The sequence below is a fragment of the Mycobacterium sp. genome (assembly GCF_965229105.1).
Lineage (GTDB): Bacteria > Actinomycetota > Actinomycetes > Mycobacteriales > Mycobacteriaceae > Mycobacterium.
This window is the reverse complement of the sequence record NZ_OZ245858.1, coordinates 6591812-6604977: the sequence shown is the minus strand read 5'-3', so window position 1 is coordinate 6604977 and position 13166 is coordinate 6591812. Positions and strand designations below refer to the sequence as shown.

The following is a 13166-nucleotide window of genomic DNA, read 5'->3' as shown; positions in this document are numbered from 1 at the left end:
TTGTTGAGGCGCCGTATTGATCGGTAGGGAGGGTTCAGGCATGCGGGTGACCATCATTGGCGGCGGGATCCTCGGGACCGCGCATGCAGTCGAAGCGATCCGGCGTGGGCATCAGGTCACCCAGTTGGAACGTGAAGTCGAGGCGCGCGGCGCCACCGTCCGCAATTTCGGCCTGGTCTGGGTCTCGGGGCGCTCCGACGTCGAACTCGACACCGCGCTGCGGTCTCGTGAACTATGGGCACAGCTCGGCGCGCGCATCCCGGGTATCGGTTTTCGACCCGCTGGTTCGCTCACCCTGCTGCGCACGCCTCGCGAGGTCGCCGTCGCAGAGGAAGTGGCCGCCAGGCCGGATGCTGCCGCCCGCGGTTTCGAACTGCTCGACCCCGGCCAGGTCCGAGTGCTCAATCCGGCACTACGCGGAAAATTCGTTGCCGGTCTGCACTGTTCCCGTGACGCCGCCGTCGAATCCCGTCACGCGTTACCGGCGATCCGCGAATACCTTGCCGACACCGGCCGCTACACCTTTCTGCCAGGCACCGAGGCGCGCTCGCTCGACGGCCGGACCGTCCGTGATGACCGTGGTCGCCGCCATGACAGCGATCTCGTGCTGCTGTGCCCCGGCGCGGTACACGGCGGCCTGACCCGCGAACTCGCCGGCGAGTTGCCGGTGCGTCGGGTGCGGTTGCAGATGATGCAGACCGATCCGCTCGGCGAACCGCTGACCACCGCGATCGCTGACGGTGACAGCTTCCGTTACTACCCGGGGTTTGCGGGCGCGGCACTGGATGCGTTGTGCAATAACGAGGCTCAGGACAGCGTGGCCGACGAACACCGGATGCAACTGCTGTGCGTGCAGCGGCTGCACGGCGGATTGACGATCGGTGACACGCACGAATACACCGAGCCGTTCGCGTTTGACGTCGACGAGGCGCCGTACGCCTATCTGGTCGATCTCGTCGAGGAATTTCTCGGTCGCCCGTTGCCGCCGGTGCGGCGGCGGTGGGCCGGTGTGTACAGCCAGTGCATCGATCCGGGCCAGTTGGTCAGCCGCACCTTCATCGCCGACGGCGTCTGGTGTGTCACCGGTCCCGGCGGTCGCGGCATGACGTTAGGGCCGGCGATCGCTGAACAGACCGCCGATCTCATTGAACTCTGATCGACCCTCGGAAAGGTAAACCGATGCCAGATAACCGGATTCAACTCGCCGTGCTAGATATGGCGGGTACCACCGTCGCCGACGACGGGTTGGTGCTGACGGCGTTCGAGGCGGCCGCCACAGCAGCCGGCGTGCCTGCGGCCGGCGCGGACCGGGAGCACGCCCGCCAGTACGTCCTGGACACCATGGGTCAGTCGAAGATCACCGTGTTCCGTGCCCTGTTCGACAGCGAGGAACTGGCGCAACACGCCAACGACGCCTTCGAAACGGCCTACTCCGAGCTCATCGACGAAGGACATGCCCGCCCGATCGACGGTGCGGCAGAGGCGATTACGAGACTGCGCGACGCAGGTGTCCGGGTTGCGCTGACCACCGGGTTCAGCGGCTCCACGCAGGAAAAGCTGTTGGCGGCGCTGGGGTGGCAGTCGTTGGCCGATCTCGTGCTGGCACCCGGCGAGGGGGTTCGGGGCAGGCCCTTTCCCGACCTGATCCTGACCGCGTTGATGCGCCTGCAGATCGATGGTGTGCATAACGTGGCCGCCCTCGGTGACACCGGCAGCGATATCGACAGTGCCCTGCGGGCGGGTTGTGCCATCGCCGCTGGCACGCTCACCGGCGCCCATACCGAGGAGCAGCTTCGCGCCGCCGGGGCCAGCCATGTCGTTGGCACCGTTACCGATTTTGCCGATCTGATCCTGCTCCACCGTTAAATCCGAAAGAGAAGAGCCCATGGGAATGCGAAAGTCTTTACGAGTAGCCGCTATTGCCTTGACTGCGGCGTCAGTGAGCCTGACCGCGGCGTGCGGCGGTACCGGGTCGTCCGGCTCGGGGAGTGGCGAGACCCTGACTGTCTACAGCGCCGACGGTCTGGGCGCCTGGTATGCATCGCAGTTCGACACATTCACCAAAGACACCGGCATCAACGTCAACGTGGTGGAGGCGGGCTCGGGTGAAGTGGTGTCGCGCGTCGAGAAGGAACAGTCCAATCCGCAGGCCGACCTGTTGGTGACACTGCCACCGTTTATCCAGAAGGCGGACAAATCTGGCCTGCTGCAGCCCAGTGGTGTTGACACCGCCGGTATCCCGGCCGATCAGGTGGGCCCCGGCGGCAACTATGTCCCGATCGTCAACAACGCACTGAGCTTCATCGTCAATCCGGGCGCCCAACCGCAGCCGACCACCTGGGATGATCTACTCAAGCCGGAATACCAAGGTAAATTGCAGTATTCGACGCCGGGCCAGGCTGGCGACGGCACCGCGGTACTGGTCCTGCTCCAGCACCTGCTCGGTAAGCCGGCGGCGCTGGACTACCTGGGGAAGTTGCAGGCCAACAATGTCGGTCCGTCCTCGTCGACCGGCAAGCTTCAGCCGAAGGTCAGCAATGGCGAGCTGCTGGTCGCCAACGGGGACGTGCAGATGAACCTGGGCTCGATCAAGGATGACGGCTCGAAATTCACCATCTTCATTCCCGCTGCCGCCGACGGGACGAAAACCACGGTGTCGCTGCCGTATGTCGCAGGTGTCACCAAAGGTGCGCCGCACGCTGAGGCCGCCAAGAAGCTGCTGGCCTTCCTGCTGACCGAAGACGTGCAGAAGACGGTCGCGCCCGATGCGCTGGGCATTCCGGTACTGGATTCGCTGGTCGGCTCGTCAGACGCGGCGCCGAACACCCCCGCCGCGGTCCTCAAGGGAGTTACCGTCTGGGTGCCGGACTGGAACGCGGTGCTGACCGATCTTGATGCGGACGTCGCGGCATATCAGAAGGCCACCGGTAGCTGAGATGGCCGAAGCAGGGGTAGTTCGGCCCAGGACCGCGGTCGTCAGTGAATCCGTCTCACCGGCAATCACATTCGACCGGGTCGGGGTTGCCTACGGACGCGGCAAGAAGGTGACGCACGCCCTGGTCGACCTCAATTTGCGGGTCGCCGTCGGCGAGACCGTCGCACTGCTCGGCCCCAGCGGCTCAGGAAAGTCGACCGCACTCAACGCGTTGGCCGGGTTCGTCCGGCCGACGTCGGGGCGGGTCCGGCTCGGGGGCCGCGACGTGACCGATCTTCCGCCGGCGAAACGGGGCATCGGAGTCGTCCTGCAGTCCTATGCCCTCTTCCCGCATATGCGGGTGTTCGACAACGTGGCGTTCGGGCTCAGATCGCAGCGGGTGCCCCGCCGGGACATCGACGGCCGGGTCACCGAGGCGCTGGATATGGTCGGCATGCGCGATTTCGGAAACCGCTTGCCACGCGAGCTCTCCGGCGGGCAACAGCAGCGGGTGGCGATTGCCCGCGCCCTGGCAATCCGGCCGAAAGTGCTTCTGCTGGACGAACCCCTGGCCGCGCTCGACGCCCGGTTGCGGCAGTCGATGCTCGCCGAATTGCAGCGCCTCAAAGAGGCACTCCCCGACACCGCCATGCTTTATGTCACCCATGACCAGGCCGAGGCATTGGCGCTGGCCGACCGAATCGTGGTGATGAACGACGCCCGGCTGATGGATGTCGACACCGCCGAGAACCTGTGGAAACGTCCGCCAACCAGTTTCACCGCGGCCTTTCTCGGCGGCGCCAATCTGATTCCCTGCACCGTCGGTCGGGTGATCGGCACCTCGGCGTTGGTGACCATCGCGCACAAGACGGTCAGCGCCGAGGCGCCGCAGTCCAAGCTGGCCAAGAATGATTGGGAGCCGGGATCACGCGCGCTGCTTTGCATCCGGCCGCACGCCATGCAGATTGTCGGACTGGGTAACCGGGATGCCCTGCGCGCCAACGTCAACGCAACCGTGTGGCGGGGAGCGACCACCCGGTTGATGCTCTCGGTCAACGGTCTGCCCGATCAGCTGATCGAGGTCGATGCGCCAGGTAATGCGAAATTCGAGATCGGCACCGAGGTCGGCGTCCGGTTTCCCGAGCCCGCCGGGGTGCTGGTGCGGAATCCGACATGACCACAGTTCTCGATCAGCCTGCGCCCGTCGATCCGACCGATCAGCCGGTGAACCCGCCGGCCGCCGGACGGTCGCGGGCGACGCTGTGGGCATTGGCGCCCCTGCTGGTCGTCCTGGTGGCTGCGGTATATCCGCTGATCAGAGTGTGTCTGGAATCGACGAAAGTCGGTACCGGCCATGGGTGGTCGACCTGGACGACGGTGTTGAGCTCGGAGGTCTTTCGGGACGCGCTGTGGCGTACGGTGTCGATCGCCGTCATATCGACCTGTCTGTGCCTGGTGTTGGGCACCTTCCTGGCGATCGTGCTCGCGTTCGTGCCGTTCCCCGGCGCGTCTATCGTCGGCAGGTTGATCGACACGATCCTGGCGCTGCCGTCGTTCCTGATCACCTTGGCGTTCACCTTTCTCTACGGTACGGCGGGTGCGGCCAACGCGCTTATCGCCGAGATCTTCGGGTCTTCCTCGCCTGCACTGGATTTCCGGTACACCCCGGCGGGAGTGATTGCGGCCGAAGTCACCTTTTTCACCCCGTTCGTCGTTCGCCCGCTACTGGCGTCGTTCGCTCTGCTCCCGCGCCAACAACTCGATGTCGCGGCCAGCCTCGGCGCGTCCCCGCTGCGGGTGTTGCGCGTTGTGGTGCTGCCTGAGGCCTGGCCCGCACTGGTAGCCGGTGGCAGCCTGGTGCTGCTACTGACCCTCAACGAGTTCGGCATCGTGCTGTTCACCGGGGCCAAGGGCGTGATCACCCTGCCCGTATTGATCTACACCAGGGGCATCGTCGCGTTCGACCTGCCGGGTGCCGCGGTGATCGCGACCGTTCAGGTGGTGTTATCGCTGGCCCTGTACGTGATCTATCGGATGGTTTTCGCACGGGTTGGTGGCCGGACCCACAAGGAAAGTGGAGTGAGCGCAGATGTTGCTGTGGAACCTGCGAAGTAGGGCAACACTACTCACGGTCTTCGGCTTGGTGGTGCTGGTCGTCTTCGTCGCACCGCTGGCCACTGTGGTGCTGGCCGGGCTGGCCGGTTCGTGGAACGGTGCTCTGCCTTCTGATCTCGGGTTCGGGCACGTCGGCGATGCCCTGTCCGGTGAAAATCTGGCCAGCGTTTCGGTCAGCCTCCAGACCGCCCTCGTCGCCGGTGGGCTGGCCCTGATCCTTGGCACCTGGGCAGCACTCGCTGCCCGCGAGGCGCCCGGCTGGCTGCGTCGGCTCACCGATGCGGTGTTTCACCTGCCGATCGCGGTGCCGTCGGTGGCCATCGGACTTGGCCTGCTCATCGCCTTCAACTCGCGGCCACTGCTCTTGGGCGGAACACGGTGGATCGTGATCTTGGCTCACGCAGTTCTGGTGTTGGCGTTCGCTTTCAGTGCGGTATCGGCGGCACTGGATCGCCTCGACCCGGCGTATCGGCAGGCGGCGGAATCCCTTGGCGCAGGCCCGGTGCGCGTACTGTTCCGGATCACCGTGCCGCTGCTGATGCCCGCGCTCGGTGCTGCCGCGGGCCTGGCCGTCGCGCTGTCGATGGGCGAGTTGGGGGCCACCGTGATGGTCTACCCGGCGACGTGGAAGACCCTGCCGGTCACCATCTTCGGCCTGACCGACCGGGGTCAGGCATTCCAGGCGGCGGCCTGCACGACGGTGCTGCTCCTGGTCACCTTGCTGGCGCTGTTGGTGCTGGGTCGGATCCGCGGCCGGGCCGCGCTGCGCTAGACCGCCGAGTACACCGTCCGACCTTCTTTGATCGTCTCCAGCACAGTGATGTCCCTGATCGTCATCGGGTCAACGGTCAACGGATTACCGTCAAGGACAACCAGATCGGCGAGCTTACCGACCTCGATGGAACCCTTGTCGGCCTCCTCGAAGTATTGGTGCGCGGCGTCGATGGTGATCGCCCGTAGCGCCTCCAGCGGTGTCACCCGCTGATCGGTGCCGATCACCTCACCGCTGCGGGCCACCCGGTTCACCGCGGTCCACAACAGGAACATCTGGTCCAACGGGGTCACCACGAAATCCGTGTGGTTGGTCACCCGCAGTCCGCGGTCCAGCGCCGCCCGCATCGGGCTGAGAAAGTCTGCCTGTTCGCGGCCGCGCAGCCGGATGTGCGCATCGCCGAAGTAGAACGTGTGCTCAGTGAAAAGGGAAGGGATGATCTGGTATTCGACGAACCGATCGAGCTGATCGGCCCGGACGAACTGGGCGTGGATGGCCACCGTCCTGCGGTCTTTGGCGACCTCGTCACCGGCGGCTGCCACATGCGCGTCGAGCAGCATGTCGATGGCGGCATCACCGTTGGCGTGGATGTTCAGCGGCAACCCGAGGCCGTAGACCTTGGTGAACCAGTCATTGACGACGCTCTGCGGGAAACCCTGCTCGCCACGCCAATCGTGTTGTCCGTCGGGCCCGTCGACCAGGTAGGGCGTGGTGAAGTAGGCGGTCCGCCCTTGCGGTGAACCGTCGATGGTGATCTTGACGCCGCCGAGCTTGAACCGGTCGCGGTAGGTGCCGAACGTCTCGGGCGGATTATCGGCCAGCACCGCGTCCAGTTCCAGGATGAACGGGAACGCGATCACATCGATCACCGTGGCCCCGCCTGCTGCTGCCCGCTGCATCAGCGCGATATCACTCGCGTGGGACAGGCCCTCATGGGCGGTGGTGAATCCGAAGGAGGCGTACATCTTCTGAGCGGCGATGCTCCACTGAATCTCCTGCTCAGGCGTCGGCTTGGGCATCGCACTCATGATCGGCAGATAGGCGGTCTCCATCACCAGTCCGTCGGGCTCCTCGGATCCGGCTTTGCGCACGATCACCCCGCCCGGTGGGGTAATCGTCTCCGCGGAAATGCCGTAGGTGCGCATCGCGGCCGAGTTCAGCACCGCGCCATGCATCGAAACGTGCCCGACCAGCACTGGGTTATCTGGGAAGTCGGCGTCGAGGTCCTCTTTGTGCAGGGTGCGACCGTCGGGCATGGCGGTGTCGTCGTAGCCGTAGGCGACGATCAATTCATCCGCGGGAATCTGTCGCGAAGTTCGAAAGTCGTTGAGGGCAGCGATGATCGACGGGACATCGGCACCGGGACCGGCCGGTGGCGGAAACAGGTTGACCTGGTTGACCACCGTCAGAGCGCTCAAATAGTGACTGTGCGGGTCGATGAACCCTGGCACCATGGTGGCGTCGCGCAGCTCTCTGACGACGGTGGTGGGGCCCTGGTGGGCGGAGACGACGTCATCGCGGGTTCCGACGGCGACAATGCGTCCATCTTCGACCGCGACTGCTTCGGCAGTGGGATTGCTGTCAACGAGAGTGACAATATTGGCGCCGATGTAAATGACGTCCGCTGGTGCGGTCATGTCATCTTCATACCCCTTGCGGCGCCGCACGGCGTGTCGTCTCGAAAGTGGGGCGTGTCGGATCCCGGTGCAACCGTCTGACCTGCGGGAACGACATGACCGTACGGCGTAGTAGACAGGTCGTGAATTTTGTCGTTACCCCTGAGTATGTCCGGGGTACGCTCCGACGATGACTGTTCGACCCGAAACCCGTTACCCGGGGCCCACCATGTACTCCCGGGCGCGGTGGTTGCTGCACGCGCGTCCTGCGGACTACATGCTGGCCGCGAGTGTCGCGTCGACATCCTTGCCCGTCATCGGCAAGCACCTGGAATCGCTGGGCGGGTATACCGCGATGGGCATCTGGGGCGCTCGGGTGGTCCCCGAAATGCTCTCCGCGACGGCAAGGTCCTGGTTCACCCCAGGTATCGGCGAAATTCGCCAGCAGGAGCGCGATAAGACCCACGCGGTGTCCGCAGCCGCGTTGCGTGGTGTGGTGCCCGCCGCCGATCTCGATATCGAGTGGCCGGCGCCGGAACGGACCCCGCCGCTGTGGAAGGCACTGCAGCACCGCAAGCATGTGCACCGCTCATCGGTGCGCTACGGCGACGATCCCGAGCAGCTTCTCGACGTTTGGCGCCGCAAAGATGTGCCCGCGGGGGCCCCGGTGATGATCTTCGTCCCCGGCGGCGCGTGGGTGCACGGCAGCCGGATCATGCAGGGCTACGCACTGATGTCGCATCTGGCCGAACTCGGCTGGGTATGTCTGTCTATCGATTACCGCGTTTCGCCGTCGAACCGCTGGCCGCGGCACATGACGGACGTCAAGGCCGCCATCGCCTGGGCCCGGGCCAATGTGGACCGCTTCGGCGGGGACCGCGATTTCGTCACCATCGCGGGGTGCTCGGCCGGGGGTCACTTGGCGGCGCTCGCCGGCTTGACACCGGGGGACCCGGAATTCCAGGGCGACCTGCCCGACGGGGCCGATACCTCGGTGGACGCAGTGATCGGAATCTATGGCCGCTACGACTGGGAGGACCGCTCGACCGCCGAACGCGCCAGATTTGTCGAGTTCCTCGAAACGGTGGTGGTCAACAAAAGGATCAAACGCGAGCCCGAGCTGTTCCGCAACGCCTCGCCGATCGCCAGAGTGCACGCCGACGCCCCGCCGTTCCTGGTCATTCACGGTAGCGGCGATACCGTGATCCCGGTCGCGCAGGCCCGCAGCTTCGTCGAACGGCTTCGCGCCGAATCACATTCGGTCGTCAGTTATGTGGAGCTGCCGGGAGCCGGTCACGGGTTCGATATGACCGACGGTGCCCGCACCGGCTCGATGGCCACGGCAATCGGGCTGTTCCTCAACCAGATTCACCGCACCAGGAATGTGATCCGAGCCAAAGAGGTCATTTGACCGCCGCCCGCTTGTAGGGTCCTCGTCATGGGAGGCGCAGGCCAGTGAAGAGACTCAGCGGGTGGGACGCGTTTCTGTTGTACAGCGAAGCGCCTAACGTTCATATGCACACCATCAAGGTTGCGGTCATTGAGCTGCAGGACCTTGGTGACCGGCAGTTCGGGGTCGAGGAGTTCCGCCAAGTCCTCGGCAGTCGGATGCACAAGCTGTATCCGTTCCGCTATGAGCTGATCGATATTCCGTTCAAGTTTCACCGCGCGATGTGGCGGGAGAACTGCGACGTCGACCTTGAGTACCACATCCGGCCGTGGCGGGTCGCCGCGCCGGGTGGTCGTCGTCAGCTCGACGAGGCCATCGGTGAGATTGCCAGCACCCCGCTGGACCGCAGTCGCCCACTATGGGAGATGTATTTCGTCCAGGGGCTGGCCAATGGGCGGATCGCGGTGGTCGCCAAGATCCACCATGCGCTGGCCGACGGAGTTGCCTCGGCCAATCTGATCGCGCTCGGGCTCGACCTGCAACCAGGTTTCGACGGCGATGGTGAGTCCTATCTCGCCGACGCGCCGCCGAGTCGAAAAGCGTTGTTAAGTTCCGCATTTCGTGACCATCTGCGCCAGATCGGCCGGGTCCCGGCGACCATCAAGTACACCGCGCAGGGGATAAACCGGGTACGACGCAGCTCGCGCAAGCTCTCACCGGAGCTAACGCGGCCCTTCACGCCGCCACCGAGTTTCATCAACCATAAGCTCACACCCGAGCGGCGGTTTGCCACCGCCACCCTGTCGATGGCCGATATCAAACAGACCAGCAAGCACCTCGGTGTGTCGATCAACGACCTGGTACTGGCGCTGTCTGCGGGTGCGTTGCGAAAGTTGTTGCTGCAATACGACGGCGAGGCTGATCACCCCCTCCTCGCATCCGTGCCGGTGGCGTTCGACTTCAACCAGCAGCGGATCTCCGGTAACTATTTCACCGGTGTGTTGATGCCGATACCGGTGCACATCGACACGCCATTGGCCCGGGTGCAGGACGCGCACGATAATGCGGTGCTGGCCAAGGAGAGTAACAACCTGATCGGGCCTGAACTTGTCAGCCGTTGGGCGAATTACATTCCGCCAGTGGCCTTCGAACGGGTCTTCGGTTGGTTGTCTGAACGCGACGGCGAACAGAACAAAGTGCTCAACCTGAACATTTCGAACGTGCCCGGGCCCAGGGAACGCGGCCGGGTGGGTGGCGCCCTGGTGACCGAGATCTACAGTGTCGGGCCGCTGACTGCACTGAGCGGGCTGAACATCACCGTCTGGAGTTACGTCGACCAGCTCAATATTTCGGTGCTCGCCGATGGTGCCACTGTCGACGACCCGCATGAGGTCACCGACGGAATGATCGACGAATTCATCGATATTCGGCGTGCAGCAGGGCTTTCCGAGGAGCTGACCGTGGTCGAAACGGCGATGGCCCGCTAACCAGATGGGCCCCGGGTGGCGTGCACCCAGGACAGAAAGTGTTCGATGGCATCTGCGGTGTGATGTCCGCGGGGCGAACCGAAGAAATCGAACGCATGCTGGGCGTACGGCGCTTCTGAGTACGCCACCGGCGACGTCGACACCTCGCGCAGCGCTTTGGCGAACACCCGTCCCTCGTCGACAGGGATGATCGAGTCGTCAGTGCCGTGCAGGACGAAAAATGGTGGTGCATCAGGGCGTAACCGGGTGATCGGCGAGGCATCGAGGTACATCTGGCGGAACGCCGCGAAGGGTTTCTTCACCACGAACTTCTGCAGGAACGCGATGAACTCCGGACGTCCCGTGCCCTCATCGGAGAACCAGTCGTAGCGGCCATAAACCGGCACCGCGGCCACCACCGAGGTGTCGGCGTCTTCGAAACCGGGCTGGTACTGGGGGTCGTTGGGGGTCAGTGCCGCCAGCGCGGTCAGGTGCCCGCCGGCCGAACCACCGCTGATGGCAACGAAATCCGGGTCACCACCGTAATCGGCGATATTCTCCTTCACCCACGCCAACGCACGTTTGACGTCGACGATGTGATTGGGCCAGGTGTGCCGAGGGCTGACCCGGTAGGCCATCGACACGCATATCCAGCCGCGTTCGGCCAGGTCGCTCATCAAGGGGTAGGCCTGCGGGCGCCGCATCCCGATCGCCCATGCGCCGCCGGGAACCTGCAGGAGCACCGGTGCCTTACCGTCGCGCGGTAGATCGCTGCGACGCCAGATATCGGCCAGGTTGGCCCGGCCGTGCGGTCCGTAGCGGACGGTGCTCGACTTGGTGACGTAGCGATGTCGTGACCAGCCGGTGCGGAACACACCGGCGCGGCGACGCGCTTCCGCCGCCGGCTGCGACCTGGCGGCGACCGTAAGGTAGTCGTCGCCGAGCGCCTCGCGCAGGCCCGCCTCCAGTGGCTCGGCCGAGCGCAGATTCCGAAAGTAGATGAGCCCCAACAGAGCCCACGCCGCTCCTGTGAGTCCCAGGGCGACCTTGCCCCGTCGTCCGGCGAAGTCGCCGCGCAGCCCGCGCCGGGTGGCATCCAGAGCTGACCCGGCGAGCAGCAGCGGCGCGTTTTCGCTGGTCGGCCAGCCGAGGAAGAAGATCGGAATGGTGATGTAGCCCTGCCGGGCCAGCGGCCGCACGCCGTTGGCGGCGATCAGCAGCTCAGCCACTGCACGCAGCAGCGGCCGGGGCTTACGACTCACGGGCCAAGTCCTGCAGTTCCCGTCGCGCCACCTTGCCGGTGTTGTTGCGTGGCATCTCGTCGAGGATCGTGATACTGCGCGGCACTTTGTAATTGGCCAGATTGTCACGGACGTGCTGTTTGAGGATGTCTTCGTCCGCGGTGCCGACACCGGTCAGAACGACGAACGCTGCCAGCCGCTGGCCGTAGGTCTCGTCATCGACACCGATCACGCTTGCTTCGGCGACATCGCCGTGGGTTGTCAGGATCTTCTCCACCTCGATCGGATAGACGTTCTCGCCACCGGAGACGATCATCTCGTCGTCACGGCCCACGACGAACAGCCGGCCCGCCGAATCCAGGTACCCCACATCGCCCGATGCCATGTATCCGTCGTGAAAGTATTTTTGGGTTCCCCCAGAAGATGAGGTATAGCCGTCGAACTGCGAGCTGTTGTGGACGAAGATCTGGCCTACCTCACCGGTCGGGACCTCCGCGAAGCTGTCGTCGAGGATCCGAATATCGGTGCCGAGGGCGGGTTTACCTGCCGTATCGGGGGCGGCCCGCAGATCCGCCGGCGTGGCCGTGGCGATCATGCCGGCCTCGGTGGCGTTGTAGTTGTTGTAGATGACGTCACCGAATTCGTCCATGAACTTCACCACGACATCCGGGCGCATCCGGGAGCCTGATGCGCTGGCGAACCGCAGCGACCGGCCGCTGTACTTTCGGCGCACCTCGTCGGGCAGGTCCATGATGCGGTCGAACATGACTGGCACCACGCACAATCCGTAGGCCTGGTGGCGGTCGACCAGCTCGAGGGTGGCCTCGGGATCGAATTTGCGGCGGGTGACGACGGTGCAGGCCATCGACGCCGCGAACACCAGTTGGGAGAAGCCCCAGGCGTGGAACATCGGCGCGACAACCACGACAGTCTTCTCGGTACGCCACGGCGTGCGGGACAGGATCGCCTTGAGTTCGGCGACACCACCACCGGAATGCTTGGCGCCCTTCGGTGTTCCCGTCGTCCCGGAAGTCAGCAGGATCAGCTTGCCGGCGCTGTCGCTTTTGATCGGATGCTGACCGCTGTTCGCGGCGATCATCTTCTCCACGGTGAGGTCATGCGCGTCGGGGTCATCGGTCCAGGCGATAATCCGGGCGGCCGCCGGTCGATCGGCCAATGCCCGGTCGACGGTGGCGGCGAACTCCTCGTCGTAGATCACCGCATCGACGCCTTCGCGCTCGACCACTTCGGCCAGGGCTGGTCCGGCGAAAGACGTGTTCAACAGCAGGGCATGTGCGCCGATCCGGTTGGCCGCGATCAATGATTCGACGAAACCGCGATGGTTGCGGCACATGATCCCGATGGTGTCTGCGCCGCCGTCCAGCTTCTGTAGTCCGGCGGCCAGTGCGTCGGACCGCTGGTCGATCTCGGCAAAGGTCAAGGTGCCGAGCTCGTCGATCAGTGCCGCACGGTTCGGGCAACGCTGCGCCGACATCGCGAAACCGCTTGTCACGGAAAGGCCTTCACGTTGTGCGGCAGCCATGATCCGCAGATACTTATCGGGGCGCAGCGGGGCGATCACGCCGGACTGCACCATGGTGAAAAGGAGATCGCCGACCGAGGCGAGCCGGTCGAGTCCGGGGATTGCGGGC

Annotated in this window: 11 protein-coding genes; 8 read left to right on the top strand and 3 right to left on the bottom strand. The window is 64.8% G+C overall.

The window, feature by feature from the left end:
• Positions 1–40 precede the first annotated feature (40 nt).
• From ADBZ9O_RS31095 to ADBZ9O_RS31070, 6 genes are read left to right on the top strand one after another with little or no spacing between them, the layout of a single operon-like run.
• Complete coding sequence (locus tag ADBZ9O_RS31095; protein ID WP_526527354.1) at positions 41–1156, top strand: TIGR03364 family FAD-dependent oxidoreductase; 1116 nt, start codon at positions 41–43, stop codon at positions 1154–1156.
• Between the two features lie 23 nt (positions 1157–1179).
• Complete coding sequence (locus ADBZ9O_RS31090) at positions 1180–1866, top strand: phosphonatase-like hydrolase (RefSeq protein WP_526527353.1); 687 nt, start codon at positions 1180–1182, stop codon at positions 1864–1866.
• Positions 1867–1885: 19 nt separating this feature from the next.
• Positions 1886–2935: a 2-aminoethylphosphonate ABC transporter substrate-binding protein gene (locus tag ADBZ9O_RS31085; protein ID WP_526527352.1), complete on the top strand. Its 1050-nt coding sequence runs from the start codon at positions 1886–1888 to the stop codon at positions 2933–2935.
• 1 nt (position 2936) lies between these two features.
• A complete protein-coding gene (locus tag ADBZ9O_RS31080; protein ID WP_526527351.1) occupies positions 2937–4091 on the top strand; it encodes an ABC transporter ATP-binding protein in 1155 nt (384 codons plus the stop codon).
• Positions 4088–5029 (top strand): 2-aminoethylphosphonate ABC transporter permease subunit, encoded by a 942-nt coding sequence (locus ADBZ9O_RS31075; RefSeq protein WP_526527350.1) that lies wholly within the window; start codon positions 4088–4090, stop codon positions 5027–5029. The genes ADBZ9O_RS31080 and ADBZ9O_RS31075 overlap by 4 nt, the downstream gene beginning before the upstream one ends.
• A complete protein-coding gene (locus ADBZ9O_RS31070) occupies positions 5004–5801 on the top strand; it encodes an ABC transporter permease (protein ID WP_526527349.1) in 798 nt (265 codons plus the stop codon). Before ADBZ9O_RS31075 ends, ADBZ9O_RS31070 begins: the two co-directional genes overlap by 26 nt.
• Here ADBZ9O_RS31070 and ADBZ9O_RS31065 read toward each other — a convergent pair.
• On the bottom strand, positions 5798–7438 hold the full coding sequence (locus ADBZ9O_RS31065; protein WP_526527348.1) for an amidohydrolase: 1641 nt from the start codon (positions 7436–7438) through the stop codon (positions 5798–5800). The two genes, ADBZ9O_RS31070 and ADBZ9O_RS31065, sit on opposite strands and share 4 nt — an antisense overlap.
• A 169-nt stretch (positions 7439–7607) precedes the next feature.
• On the opposite strand from ADBZ9O_RS31065, the gene ADBZ9O_RS31060 reads away from it, so the two are divergent.
• Together ADBZ9O_RS31060 and ADBZ9O_RS31055 are read left to right on the top strand one after the other, a co-directional pair.
• A complete protein-coding gene (locus ADBZ9O_RS31060) occupies positions 7608–8828 on the top strand; it encodes an alpha/beta hydrolase (protein ID WP_526527347.1) in 1221 nt (406 codons plus the stop codon).
• A gap of 44 nt (positions 8829–8872) precedes the next feature.
• On the top strand, positions 8873–10294 hold the full coding sequence (locus tag ADBZ9O_RS31055; RefSeq protein ID WP_526527346.1) for a WS/DGAT/MGAT family O-acyltransferase: 1422 nt from the start codon (positions 8873–8875) through the stop codon (positions 10292–10294).
• Here ADBZ9O_RS31055 and ADBZ9O_RS31050 read toward each other — a convergent pair.
• Both ADBZ9O_RS31050 and fadD12 read right to left on the bottom strand, forming a co-directional pair.
• Positions 10291–11535 (bottom strand): alpha/beta hydrolase, encoded by a 1245-nt coding sequence (locus ADBZ9O_RS31050; protein WP_526527345.1) that lies wholly within the window; start codon positions 11533–11535, stop codon positions 10291–10293. The genes ADBZ9O_RS31055 and ADBZ9O_RS31050 overlap by 4 nt on opposite strands.
• Positions 11525–13111, bottom strand: coding sequence for an acyl-CoA ligase FadD12 (fadD12, locus tag ADBZ9O_RS31045; protein WP_526533700.1), 1587 nt, complete (start codon positions 13109–13111; stop codon positions 11525–11527). Before fadD12 ends, ADBZ9O_RS31050 begins: the two co-directional genes overlap by 11 nt.
• Between the last annotated feature and the right edge of the window lie 55 nt (positions 13112–13166).

Bases quoted from the DNA above. Each gene is read 5' to 3' on its own strand.
- ADBZ9O_RS31070 (WP_526527349.1), top strand. From the start codon at position 5,004: ATGTTGCTGTGGAACCTGCGAAGTAGGGCAACACTACTCACGGTCTTC.
- ADBZ9O_RS31060 (WP_526527347.1), top strand. From the start codon at position 7,608: ATGACTGTTCGACCCGAAACCCGTTACCCGGGGCCCACCATGTACTCC.
- ADBZ9O_RS31075 (WP_526527350.1), top strand. From the start codon at position 4,088: ATGACCACAGTTCTCGATCAGCCTGCGCCCGTCGATCCGACCGATCAG.
- ADBZ9O_RS31095 (WP_526527354.1), top strand. From the start codon at position 41: ATGCGGGTGACCATCATTGGCGGCGGGATCCTCGGGACCGCGCATGCA.
- ADBZ9O_RS31080 (WP_526527351.1), top strand. From the start codon at position 2,937: ATGGCCGAAGCAGGGGTAGTTCGGCCCAGGACCGCGGTCGTCAGTGAA.
- fadD12 (WP_526533700.1), bottom strand. From the start codon at position 13,111: ATGGTGCAGTCCGGCGTGATCGCCCCGCTGCGCCCCGATAAGTATCTG.
- ADBZ9O_RS31065 (WP_526527348.1), bottom strand. From the start codon at position 7,438: ATGACCGCACCAGCGGACGTCATTTACATCGGCGCCAATATTGTCACT.
- ADBZ9O_RS31090 (WP_526527353.1), top strand. From the start codon at position 1,180: ATGCCAGATAACCGGATTCAACTCGCCGTGCTAGATATGGCGGGTACC.
- ADBZ9O_RS31085 (WP_526527352.1), top strand. From the start codon at position 1,886: ATGGGAATGCGAAAGTCTTTACGAGTAGCCGCTATTGCCTTGACTGCG.